The sequence below is a fragment of the Mesorhizobium temperatum genome, assembly GCF_002284575.1.
Classification (GTDB): domain Bacteria; phylum Pseudomonadota; class Alphaproteobacteria; order Rhizobiales; family Rhizobiaceae; genus Mesorhizobium; species Mesorhizobium temperatum.
On the sequence record NZ_NPKJ01000075.1, the window covers coordinates 284,413 to 296,009 of the forward strand.

An 11,597-nucleotide genomic window follows, 5' to 3' on the forward strand; every position below is an offset into this window, starting at 1 on the left:
ATCATACTATCAGTAAGTGATCGTAATGCAATAGGGCAACGTATCGGAGATGTCGACCGGGCGCTCCGGGTCTCCTCAATTTGGGAAAGCTACAATGAAGGCCTTCATCGTCGATCGATACGCAAAGAACTCTCCCCTGCGACTTGGAGAGCTTCCGGAACCGGAAGTAGGGGAGAATGACGTGCTGGTGCAGATCCATGCCGCCAGCGTCAATCTGCTGGACTCCAAGATCAGGGACGGAGAATTCAAACTCATCCTGCCCTATCGCCGGCCCTTCGTTGCAGGCCATGACGTTGCCGGAACGGTCATTCGCGTCGGCTCGAAAGTCCGACAGTTCAAACCGGGCGACGAGGTCTATGCGCGACCGCGCGACGGTCGGATCGGGGCTTTCGCCGAGTACATCGCCATAAATGATGCGGACGTGGCCCTGAAACCGAAGAACCTCAGCATGGAAGAGGCTGCGTCCATTCCCCTGGTGGGGCTGACCGCCTGGCAGGCGCTGGTCGAAAGGGCGAACCTGAAGAAAGGACAGAAGGTCTTCATTCAGGCCGGCTCCGGCGGAGTGGGGACATTCGCCATTCAATTGGCAAAGCACCTCGGCGCGACGGTCGCCACGACAACAAGCGCGTCGAACATGGATACGGTCAGGAAGCTGGGCGCCGATGTCATCATCGACTACAAGAAGGATGACTTCGAGAAAGTCCTTTCGGGCTACGACGTCGTCCTGAACAGCCAGGACAACAAGACCCTCGAAAAGTCCCTGCGTGTGTTGAAGCCAGGTGGCCTCGCCGTTTCGATCTCCGGTCCGCCCGATGCTGGGTTTGCCAGGGAGAAGGGTCTGAGCGTGGTGCTGAACTTGGTCATGCGCTTTTTGAGCGCCGGCATCAGAAGGCGGGCCAAACGCGCAGGTGTCCGATATTCGTTCCTGTTCATGGCGGCCAATGGGGAGCAGTTGACCAAGATCACGTCTCTCATCGAGTCGGGCGTCATCCGCCCGGTCATAGATCGCGTCTTCCCGTTTGAGTCGACCAATGAGGCATTGGCCTACATCGAGCAGGGCCGCGCCAAGGGCAAGGTTGTCATCAAGATCAGATAGCTTTGCAATGCTTCAGGCGACGACCTTCGCTTCCGCATCGCCAATGATGTTCTACCAAGCGTCCCAATGGGCATAGTTGCGGACTTTTCGCACATTATCCACCGATCTCGGCCATCGGCAGCCAGCCAACTGAGTAGAGTTAGAACTCTAATGCCGCAGGATCTTGCTCAGGAAGGCGCGGCTGCGGTCGGTCTTCGGGTGCGAAAAGAACTCGTCGGGCGTGCCGCTCTCAACGATGGCGCCGGCATCCATGAACACCACGCGCTGCGCGACCTTGCGGGCAAAGCCCATCTCGTGGGTCACCACCATCATGGTCATGCCTTCCTCGGCCACCGCGACCATGACGTCGAGCACTTCCGAGATCATCTCGGGGTCGAGCGCCGAGGTCGGCTCGTCGAACAGCATGATCTTGGGGCGCATGCCGAGGCAGCGGGCAATCGCGACGCGCTGCTGCTGGCCGCCGGAGAGTTGCGCGGGATAGGCACTCACCTTGTCGGCAAGACCGACCNCGGGCAATCGCGACGCGCTGCTGCTGGCCGCCGGAGAGTTGCGCGGGATAGGCACTCACCTTGTCGGCAAGACCGACCTTGGCGAGCAGCTCGCGCCCGGCCTTCTCGGCTTCGGCGCGCGGGATCTTGCGCACATGGATCGGCGCCAGCGTCACATTCTCGAGCGCGGTCTTGTGCGGATAGAGGTTGAAAGACTGGAAAACGAAGCCGATCTCGGTGCGCAGCCGCGTCATGTTGGTGGCGGGGTCGCCGACGCGCTGGCCGTCGACCACCAGGTTGCCGTCGCGGATCGTCTCCAGTCCGTTGATGCAGCGGATCAGCGTGCTTTTGCCCGAGCCGCTCGGCCCGCAGACGACGACCACTTCGCGCGGCTCGACGCTGAGCGTGATGTCCTTCAGCACATTGAGCGGGCCGAACCATTTGTTGACGCCGCGAAACTCGATCATGCCGGTACCATTTTTGCTGCGGTTCGACGTCATAACTGCACCTCGCCATGGGCCGCACCCATGCGCTGCTCCAGCCGGCGGGCCAGCATGATCAGCGGATAGCAGACGATGAAATAGCCGAGGCCGACGAGAAAGAAGACCAGCAGGCCGTTCGGCACACGCTGCACCACCAGCCAGCCGACGCGGGTGAGGTCGGTGAGCCCGATGGCCGAAACAACAGAGGAATCCTTGATCAGCAGCACATATTGCCCGACCAGCGGCGGCAGCACGATGCGCATCGCCTGCGGCAGCACCACCTGGCGCATGCGCTGCCAGCGCGACAGGCCGGACGCCAGCGCTGCCTCGACCTGGCCGGTCGGCACCGAGCGGATGCCGGCGACGACGATCTCGCAGATGAAGCAGGCGGCCAGATTGGTCAGCGCGATGATGCCGGCGGTGAAGGCGTCGAGCTCGATGCCGAGTTCCGGCAGGATGAAGAAGATCAAGAAGATCTGCACCAGGAACGGCGTGCCGCGGATCAGGTCGACCCAGGCACCGATCACGGCGCTGATCAGGCGGTTGCCGCCGGTCCGCAGGATGCCGAGGCCAAAGCCGACCAGCGTGCCCAGCACCAGGCTGATCAGCGACAGCATCACGGTCATGCCGAGGCCGCGCAAGGCGAGGGGATAGCTGCCGGCGATGCTTTGCAGTTGCTGCCAGATCATGTCCGTGCCCCCGCGAGGCCGAGCCAGCGCCCGGACAGCGCCGCCAGTCCCTTCAGCCCGTAATAGAGCAGCAGGTAGAAGGCGGCGATGGTGATAAAACCTTCCGCCGGCATGAAACGGTCGGAGGCGAGCAATTGTCCGGCGCGCGTCAGCTCGGCGACCGCGATCAGCGACAGCAATGCAGAATCCTTGACCAGCACGATCGCCTGCCCGAGCAACGGCGGGATCGTCACCTTGAACGCCTGCGGCAGGATGACCAGGCGCATGCGCTGGATATAGGTCATCCCCGAAGCGACGCCGGCCTCGACCTGGCCGCGCGGGATCGACAGGATGCCGGCGCGGATGATCTCGGCGACATAGGCGCCGCTGTTCAGCGACAGAGCGAGAATGCCGACGACGAGCTCAGGCAGGATGATGCCGAGCCGGGGCAGGCCGAAATAGAGGAAATAAAGCTGCGCCAGCAAGGGCGTGGCGCGCACCGCGTCGATATAGGCCTTGGCCGGCATGCGGAACAGCCGGCCGCGTTGCAGGTTCATGGCGGCGAGCACGATGCCGACGGCGAGCGCGCCGGCAAAGGCGAGGACAGACAGCCACACGGTCGTGACGAGGCCCTGCCCGAACAGGGGCAGATATTCGACGATAGTGCGGAAGCTGAATTTTTCGAGCATCGTTGGAGGGGTCCCTCAGGCGATCAAGCGGCTTCGCGAAGCGCCGAGGCGCTCGCGAAACCGCTCGGATCTACCGCTGCTTAGTGGTCTTTCTTCCAGTCGTCGGAATTGACCCAGTAGTCGAGGTTCTTCTGCAGGCGGCCGTCGAGGCTGACCTGATCGAGGAAAAGGTTCATCCAGGTCAGCAGGTCCTGCTCGTCATAGCGCGTGGCGAAGGCCAGCGGCTCCTTCGACAGCATGTCCGGCATGATGGTGAAGCTGCCGGCCGGGTAGGCGGTCGACTGGCCCTTGACCGCCGAGACGTCGTTGACGCCACAATCGGCCTGGCCGTTGTTGACGGCGTCGAGCAGCAGCGGGCCGCCGCCCTTGTAGCTCTTGATGTCGGCGTCGGGGAAGGCCTTCTTGGCCTCCTTCTCGCCGGTGGCGCCGAGCAACACGGCGATCTTGGTGCCCTTGGCCTTGCAATCCTCGGTGGATTTGAACTTGCCGTCGGCCTTGGTGAAGACGGTGCTGCCGGTGTACATGTAGGGCTTGGTGAAGGCGACCTTCATCGCCCGCGCCAGCGTCGGCGTCATGTCGGCGACCAGAAGATCGGCCTTGCCCGACAGCAGCGCCGGGATCAGGCCGTCCCAATCGAAATCCAAAAAGGTGATCTTCACGCCCATTTCCTTGGCCATCAGTTCGGCAAGCTCGACCGAACTGCCGGTGCGCTCGCCGGCAGCGCCGACAAGCGAGAAGGGCGGTCCCTGCGTCTGCACGGCAACGCGCAATTCGCCGCGCTTGGTGATCTCGTCGAGCGTTCCGGCACTGGCCGCGGCAGTGAGGCCGGCGAGCGCAAGGCCTGCGATGAAAAGCTTGGCAATCGTCATTGGGCATTCCTCCTTGTTGTCGTTTGTTATTTTCACTTTGTTGTTCACCCCTTGGGGGGTGCTTTTTGAGCGGCAGCGCCGTTGCCGGCGGCGACCACCGTTCGAAAATCTTCAGTCCCAGTTGATCGTTTCGGATACCCGTATACCGCGCCGGGCCAGCTCATCGAGAAAGCGGCCGTCGGGCACATGCAACAGTGGGTTGAGCAGGCCGGGCTCGGTAATTTCGCCCCGCGCCAGCATCTGCGCCACGATGCTGGCGGGATAGCCGACGCCGAGGCTCATGCCGAACAGGCCGGAGGCGAGGTCGCGTTCGACGATCAGGTCCGACGTCACCGTCTTGCGTCGGCCGCTTTGGGTGCCGGTAAAGACGTTGCGCATCACGCAAAGGTCCTTCTCATCGGCGCCGTATTGCAATTGTGGGCCGAGCAGCCGGCCGAGAAATTCGCGTGGGCTGGCGCCAACGCCGGGCACCTTGTCTTCGGATAGGAAGCCAAGCTCCTTCAGCGGCGCCCAGAACGCCGACCAGCCCGGCCAGCGCAGCGAATAGCGGCCGGAGCGCTGCAGCCCCTTGGCGGCGGCAAGCATGCCGGCATAATGCAGCGCGTCGCCATTGGGGAAGGCTTCCAGCCTGCCCAGCCCGTCGACCGCGATCTCGTGAATAAAGCGATTTTCATGTTGCTGGCCGGCCGGTACATCGACCCGTTTGCCGTCCTCGACCAGCACGCTGTCGCGATTCTGGCTCATCAGAACCATGTCGAAATTCCAGCTCACCTTGTAGCACAGCGGCTTGGCCATCGCCTTCGGCTCGGGGATGCCGCCGCAATAGGAATCGATTGTCGTGATGGCGTCGAACTGCCTTGCGGCGCGCGCGTAGAGCACAAGGTCGATGCCGGGGTCGAGCCCGCATTCGGTCATGATCGAAACGCCGGCCGCTTCCGCTGCCGGGGCAAGGTCGGCGATCGTCTTGCCGTAATTGGTGGTGACCAGCGGCGTGCGCGTCGCGATCGCGGCCTGCACCGCCTCGCGCATCAGCGGCTGCGGCAACAGATCGATGGCGGCGTCGACACCCGCCAGCACATTCGCCAACGCAAGGGAGATCGCGCCCTCAGGCACGACGAAACGCACGCGGGTAAGGTCGGTCAGGCCGCCAAGTCGGGCTGCGCCATCCCGGGCGGTATCGACGCAGACGACTTCTTCGACACCGGCGCTGGCGACGAGATCGGCGATCGCCGCCCGGCCTTGCAGGCCGAGGCCGCCGAGAACCGCGATCTTCATGGCATTTCCTTTCGGCCAGTTTCGTCGCGCTTGGTCTCGTCCGACCAGCAGCCTTCCGGCAGGCTGACCCATTTGTTGCAAGAGGCCATGACGACGAACGTCTCGCTGCGCACGACTTCGCCCGGTTCGCCCGCGCCGGGGATCAGCTCGCTGGTGACGCGGTAGAGATCGGCGACATCGCCGGCCACCGTCACGTCGACGATGATGTCGAAGCGTCCGGTGACGACGGAGGCCGAGTTCACGAAAGGCAGTTCGGCGATGCGCTGCGCCAGTTCCCGAGCCCGGCCTCGCCCCTGCGCATTGATGCCGACGATCGCCGAGATCAATTCTGGACGCTCGGTCAGGTTGAGCAGGCCGACGATCTTGAGCAGGTTGCGGTCGAGCAGGTTGCGCAGCCGCATGCGCACCGTCGGGACGGAGACGGCCATCTTCTCGGCGAGCCGGTTGACGCCAAGCTGCGCATCCTGCGACAGCAGCTTGACAAGTCGCCGGTCGGTCTGATCGAGATGTTCCCGCAGCGTTCAAACTTTCATAAATGAAAAGAAATGATGGAGTTTTCTTTCTGATATGAAAATAGCTTAGGGTGTATCTTTTGAAATCGCAAGAGCGTTCGGCCGTCTGTCAACAGGGCCGAATGATGTGTCCCAGAAGGCATGAGGGCTTTGCCGATGTCGTGGCCGACCGAGGACACGCCGGCTAACGCGGCTTCTCGATCCCAGGAATGCCGCCGATCCGCTCGGCGAGAAAATCGACCAGCAGCCGGACCCTGGCAATGCCCGCGCGCTCCGGAACGATCAGCATGCTCAGCGGTATGGGAGGCGGGGCGTAGTCCGGCAGGATCACTTCCAGCCGGCCGGCCGCGAGGAGATCGTCGACAAGCCAGTGATGGGCAGGTGCGATACCGCGTCCGGCGACAAGGGCTTCGCGCGCGGCAAGCCCATGGTCGACCCGAAATCGGCCGCCAAAAGGCACCGCATGGCGTTCACCGTCCGGCCCCTGCAGGGCGAGAGTGTCGCTTCCGGCGATGTTCGACATCCGGATGCCTTCATGGCCAGGCAGATCCTGCGGGACAGCCGGTCTGCCTCGCACCGCCAGATAGGCCGGTGCTGCCACCAGCAGACGCCGGGATTGGCCGAGCGCCCGCAGTTTCATCGAGCTGTCGGTGAGCGGACCGAGGCGAAGCGCGATGTCGACGCCCTCCCGCACAAGGTCGATGCGTTCGTCGGTGAGGCTGAGATCGATCCCGATGTCGGGATAGCGGTCCTGGAAGGCGAAGATCAGTCGGCTGACGTGCAAGACCCCAAGCGCCGCCGTGCAGGATATCCGGATCGTGCCGGCCGACGCGCCGCGCGTGCCCCGTGCCTCGTCGCCGGCCTGCTCGACGAGGCGCAGGATCTGGACGCTGTCGGCATAGTAACGGCTGCCTTCATCGGTCATCGTGACCCGCCGGGTGGTCCTGCTGAGCAACGACACCCCGACGGCCTCCTCGAGCTCGCGCAAATGCCGTGTGACCGTCGACTGCCCAACTCCGAGCTCGCGCGCCACCGCCGACAGGCTGCCGCGCTCGGCGACGCGAACGAAGGTGCGCATGCGCTCGAGGGTCACATCAGATCTATCCATTATTCGGCATAATCTTATGCATTGCCTGGATATAGCGGATCGCCCCGGGGCTGGCTACCTTCAGCCTTCATTGTCCTTCTTCGGAGTTGATCCATGAAAGTCCTGCTTGTTTTTGCTCATCCTGAACCGCGTTCGCTCAACGGCGCACTGCGTGACGTCGCCATCAGGGAACTCGAGGCCCAGTGCCACGAAGTCCGGGTGTCGGACCTCTATGCCGATGGCTGGAAATCCGAGGTGGACCGTGCCGACTTTCCGTCGTGGCCGCCCGAAGCACGCTTCCTGCCGGCTGGGGCATCCAAAAAAGCTTTTGCGACCAACACTCTGACCGATGACGTCAAAGCCGAGATCGACAAGCTGCTGTGGGCCGACACGCTGATCCTCCAGTTCCCGCTGTGGTGGTACGCCATGCCGGCGATCCTCAAGGGCTGGGTCGATCGGGTGTACGCCTACGGCTTTGCCTATGGCGTCGGCGAGCACAGCGACAAGCGGTGGGGTGACCGCTTTGGTGAGGGAACGCTCGCCGACAAGCGCGCGATGCTGATCGTGACCACCGGCGGTTGGGAGGAGCACTATTCCGCCCGCGGCGTCAACGGCCCGATCGACGACCTGCTGTTCCCGATCAATCACGGGATCCTTTACTATCCGGGCTACGACGTGCTTCCGCCGTTCGTGGTCTACAGAGTGGATCGTTTCGGGGAGGCCGATTTCGAGCCTGTCGCGGAGCGCCTGCGCGAAAGGATGCGGACGCTCGAGACAACCCGGCCGATTCCCTATCGGCAGCAGAATGGCGGGGACTACCACATCCCGAGCATGCAGCTCCGCTCTGAACTGGGCGACCCGGGCGCCGCAGGGTTCGCGCTTCACGAGGATCGCGCCGGCGCCAAGTCGGCGACGCCGCGTTCGACTTTGCGGGACGTCGCCTGACGCAGGGTCCCGAAAAGATTGGGCAAGGCGCCCGAAACCTATGGGATGAATCAGCGACCGGCCCGGAAGATCGCGACGGCAGCAGCCGTCAGTGCGGCATTGCCTGATGCCGTCGTGCCGTCCGGAAGCGCCTTGCCGTCTTCCAGCCCGACACGCGTCGACCAGTTGCGTTCCGCCGCCCTGCGCACGAAGGGCCACACCGTGGCGTCGGCGCCGTGCAGCAAGATGGCGCGACGTATCCCGACACGGTCGAGCACCGCCGCGATACCGTCGCTGACCTCCAGCGCCACGTCCAGTTCCTGCTCGGAGATCTCGATCAGGATGCGCAGCACCTGGCTGCCATGGTCGAGGCGGACCAGGCGCTCGGCATCAGTGACGGAGGCGAGTCCGGCCTCGATGCCGATGCCACGCTGCCGCAGCCGCTCCATGACCTCGGGCGCGGCCCTTTCCGAGAGATTGACCGAGGCATAGTCGGGCAATTCGCTCCAGCCGGCGATCGCCGCCAGCGTGCGCTCATCGTCGTTCTCGATCCAGGCGCCGGTGGAGACGCCGATCAGCGTTCCCGGGCAGGCGCGCCGGAGCGCCAGCATGGTCGAGTCCATCGCCGCCGGCGCGAGGCTTTCGCGGCCATCGAGCCCGCGCGCATGGACATGCAGCTCGGCCGCACCGGCGGCCACGCAGGCTGCGCCGTCTCGCGCCATGGCGTCCGCGTCAAGCGGCAGTTGCGGGTGGAAGTCGGCGCTGCGCGCGCCATTGATGCAGGTCTGGACGATCATGGAGATGGCGGCCCGGTTGCGGTTGCAACCAGTCTAGCGCATGACCCCGAAATCGGGAATCGGGTCCGGCGCGCATTCCTGACAAACGGGTGCGGCCTGACCCGATGCAATCCGGCAGGATGCGCCTCTATCACCTTGTTCAGTCACGATCTTGTTGGCAGGCGAGATATGGGTATTTGACGCATATTAGGGAGCTCAAGCAGCACTGCTGGACCAGCTACCTTGACGATCGTCGGCGGATGTTGCGGTATCCGGCCCCGAGCACGCCAGGAGCAACGCCATGCCCGGCCGGCCGAAAGGATATTTGAGAATGAGTGAGCTCAAGGTCAGGACGCGAACCACCGGCGCGGTTGCCGTGCTGTCGCCGGGCAGCTTGCCGGTCGTCACTACGCCGACCGGCGGCATGGTCGACGTCGTGACCGGGGCCAGCGCGCCGGGCTTCAATCCGCTCGACCTTCTCTATGCCTCCGTGGCCGCCTGCATGGTGCTGAGCGCGCGGATCGCTGCCGCGCGTATGGGTGTCGCTGCCAGCCTCGGCGAGGTCCGCGCCGATGTGAGCGGCGAAAAGGCGGCGGGCGACGTTTCCCGCATCGGCCGCTTCACGATCACGCTCGACATCTCGGGAGATCTCGACGAGGCCACGAAAAAGCGGATCGTCGAGGACGCGGAAACGATCTGCACGGTCAGCAACACGCTGCGTGAAACGCCCGAGCTTGTAACCACGCTCGCCGGCTGATCGCATCCTCATTGGCCAATTTCACGTATCCTCCGAGGCCCGCCCATGGCACGCATTTCCCTGATCGACTATGACACCGCCTCGCCTGAAATCCGCGCGGCGCACGACGAGGAACTGCGCTTGCGCGGTCGGATGACGAATATGAAGCGCATCCTGCTGCATTCACCGGCCGCCCATCGCATCTATGCCGAATGGTTCACCTTGCGCGACCTGCTGCGACCTGATCTCGACGATCGCGCCATCTGGCTGTTTTCGCTGACGATTTCCGCGGTGTGCCGGGCCGAGATACCGGTGACCTTCTTTCGCCGCGCGCTGATCGATATGGGGCTCGATCCCGAGAACATCGAGCCGACAGCCGATGAAGCGCTGCTGATTGCCTTCGGCAAGGCCATCGCGACCGACGCCAATGCCATTCCCGATGAGGTCTGGGCCGAACTGAAAGCCCGCTACAATGAGCCGCTGCTCGTCAACCTGGTCGCCTTCGCCGGCATCATGGTGGCGACGACCGTGTTCACCAATGCGGTGAGCGTCGACCTCGATCCGGAGCTCGAGGCTTACCGCAAGAAGGCCTGAGGCAATCGAAACCGGTCGGTCCAAGGCACCGAGGCGCTGGGACCATTACCTCGAAAACTCGGTGCGCACGATGCCGTGGCGCTGGAGCTTGTCGTAGAATGTCTTGCGCGGAATCCCCAGCGCTTCGATCGTGCGCCTGACGTCGCCCTCGTTGCGGCCAAGCGTCTCGCGGATGATGTCGGCCTCGTAGCGCTCCAGTCGCTCCGGCAGCTTCATGGCGGTATCCGGCTGGGCTGGGGCAGGGGCTGGCGCTCCGGCGTCTTCCTCCAATCCAAGCACAAACCGCTCGGCGAAATGCGCGAGTTCGCGCACATTGCCCGGCCAGTCATGCTCCCTGAGATGGCGGTGCACCGAGGCCGGCACCGCGGGCACCGAGCGCCGGAAGCGGGCGGCGGCGCGCTCGGCGAAATAGAAGAACAGCAGGGCGACATCGTCGCGGCGCTCGCGCAGCGGCGGAATGGAGATCGTCACCACGTTGAGCCGGTAGTAGAGGTCCTCGCGGAACGTGCCGCGCTGGCGCGGATCGCCGAGATCGACCTTGGCGGCGGCAACGACGCGCAGGTCGACGGGTCGCATTTCGTTGGTGCCGAGCGGGGTCACCTCGCGCATCTCCAGCACGCGCAGCATCTGCACCTGTGTCGAGACCGGCATGCTTTCGATCTCGTCGAGGAACAGCGTGCCGCCGCTGGCGTGCTCGATGCGGCCGATCCGCTTCTTCTGCGCGCCGGTGAAGGCGCCGGCCTCGTGGCCGAACAATTCGCTCTCGATGACCGTCTCCGGCAGCGTGCCGCAATTCAGCGCGACGAAATTACCCCTGGCGCGGCGGCTCCAGCGATGCAGAAGGCTTGCCACCACTTCCTTGCCGGAACCGGTCTCGCCGGTCACCAGCACGTCGACATCGGTGTCGGCGATCTGGCGCAGCGTGCGGCGCAGCCTTTCCATCGCCGGCGTCTGGCCGATCAGCGGCAGGCCGTCCTGCGCCTCTCCAGCCGCCTCGCGCAAGGCGCGGTTTTCCATCACCAGGCGGCGTTTTTCCGCCGCGCGGCGCACGCTCTGCACCAGCCGGTCGGCGGCGAAGGGCTTTGTGATGAAGTCGTAGGCGCCGTCCTTGATCGCCTTGACCGCCATGGCGATGTCGCCATGCCCGGTGACGAGGATGACCGGAATGTCCGCATCCAGCCGCAGAATGCGGTCGAAAAGCTGCAGGCCGTCGATCTCAGGCATGCGGATATCCGACACCACCACGCCGGCAAAACCGGCGTCGAGCGTCGCCAGCGCCTCGGCCGCCACCGAAAAAGCGGAGACCGAAAAGCCGGCAAGCTCAAGCGTCTGCGCGGTGGCCTTGAGGAGATCGCTGTCGTCATCGATCAGGATGACCGGCGCTGCGTCGTCGTTGGTCAT

The 11,597-nt window shown here is 64.2% G+C and carries 12 protein-coding genes and 1 pseudogene; 4 read left to right on the forward strand and 9 right to left on the reverse strand.

The annotated features are described in order from the left end of the window. Positions 1–94 precede the first annotated feature (94 nt). Positions 95–1,096 carry an NADP-dependent oxidoreductase gene (locus CIT26_RS33175; protein WP_095496481.1) on the forward strand — a complete coding sequence of 334 codons (1,002 nt, stop codon included), beginning with the start codon at positions 95–97 and terminating at the stop codon, positions 1,094–1,096. Between the two features lie 147 nt (positions 1,097–1,243). On the opposite strand, the pseudogene CIT26_RS33180 reads toward CIT26_RS33175, so the two are convergent. The 7 genes and pseudogenes from CIT26_RS33180 to CIT26_RS33210 form a co-directional block, all read right to left on the reverse strand. Then, positions 1,244–2,051: pseudogene (locus CIT26_RS33180) on the reverse strand (amino acid ABC transporter ATP-binding protein). 29 nt (positions 2,052–2,080) lie between these two features. Continuing rightward, positions 2,081–2,755, reverse strand: a complete 675-nt coding sequence (locus CIT26_RS33185; RefSeq protein ID WP_095496482.1) for an amino acid ABC transporter permease — start codon at positions 2,753–2,755, stop codon at positions 2,081–2,083. Then, on the reverse strand, positions 2,752–3,423 hold the full coding sequence (locus CIT26_RS33190; RefSeq protein ID WP_095496483.1) for an amino acid ABC transporter permease: 672 nt from the start codon (positions 3,421–3,423) through the stop codon (positions 2,752–2,754). The genes CIT26_RS33185 and CIT26_RS33190 overlap by 4 nt, the downstream gene beginning before the upstream one ends. A gap of 80 nt (positions 3,424–3,503) precedes the next feature. Beyond that, complete coding sequence (locus CIT26_RS33195; protein WP_023799181.1) at positions 3,504–4,292, reverse strand: ABC transporter substrate-binding protein; 789 nt, start codon at positions 4,290–4,292, stop codon at positions 3,504–3,506. A gap of 111 nt (positions 4,293–4,403) precedes the next feature. Continuing rightward, positions 4,404–5,567, reverse strand: a complete 1,164-nt coding sequence (locus tag CIT26_RS33200; RefSeq protein ID WP_095496484.1) for a saccharopine dehydrogenase family protein — start codon at positions 5,565–5,567, stop codon at positions 4,404–4,406. Continuing rightward, positions 5,564–6,085, reverse strand: a complete 522-nt coding sequence (locus CIT26_RS33205) for an Lrp/AsnC family transcriptional regulator (RefSeq protein ID WP_095496485.1) — start codon at positions 6,083–6,085, stop codon at positions 5,564–5,566. The genes CIT26_RS33200 and CIT26_RS33205 overlap by 4 nt, the downstream gene beginning before the upstream one ends. A 178-nt stretch (positions 6,086–6,263) precedes the next feature. Beyond that, positions 6,264–7,187 (reverse strand): LysR family transcriptional regulator, encoded by a 924-nt coding sequence (locus CIT26_RS33210; protein ID WP_095496486.1) that lies wholly within the window; start codon positions 7,185–7,187, stop codon positions 6,264–6,266. A gap of 93 nt (positions 7,188–7,280) precedes the next feature. Here CIT26_RS33210 and CIT26_RS33215 point away from each other — a divergent pair, with 93 nt between their 5' ends. Beyond that, entirely contained in the window at positions 7,281–8,111 is an 831-nt protein-coding gene (locus CIT26_RS33215) for an NAD(P)H-dependent oxidoreductase (RefSeq protein ID WP_095496487.1), read from the forward strand. 50 nt (positions 8,112–8,161) lie between these two features. Here the strand turns inward: CIT26_RS33215 and CIT26_RS33220 are convergent, their stop codons facing one another. Continuing rightward, positions 8,162–8,887 carry a 3-keto-5-aminohexanoate cleavage protein gene (locus CIT26_RS33220; RefSeq protein ID WP_095496488.1) on the reverse strand — a complete coding sequence of 242 codons (726 nt, stop codon included), beginning with the start codon at positions 8,885–8,887 and terminating at the stop codon, positions 8,162–8,164. 310 nt (positions 8,888–9,197) lie between these two features. Here CIT26_RS33220 and CIT26_RS33225 point away from each other — a divergent pair, with 310 nt between their 5' ends. Together CIT26_RS33225 and CIT26_RS33230 are read left to right on the forward strand one after the other, a co-directional pair. Next, the gene (locus tag CIT26_RS33225; RefSeq protein ID WP_095496560.1) at positions 9,198–9,623 is read left to right on the forward strand and encodes an OsmC family protein; all 426 of its coding nucleotides are present in this window, start codon (positions 9,198–9,200) and stop codon (positions 9,621–9,623) included. Positions 9,624–9,668: 45 nt separating this feature from the next. After that, entirely contained in the window at positions 9,669–10,196 is a 528-nt protein-coding gene (locus tag CIT26_RS33230) for a carboxymuconolactone decarboxylase family protein (RefSeq protein ID WP_095496489.1), read from the forward strand. Positions 10,197–10,241: 45 nt separating this feature from the next. Here the strand turns inward: CIT26_RS33230 and CIT26_RS33235 are convergent, their stop codons facing one another. After that, positions 10,242–11,597 (reverse strand): sigma-54-dependent transcriptional regulator, encoded by a 1,356-nt coding sequence (locus CIT26_RS33235; RefSeq protein WP_095496490.1) that lies wholly within the window; start codon positions 11,595–11,597, stop codon positions 10,242–10,244.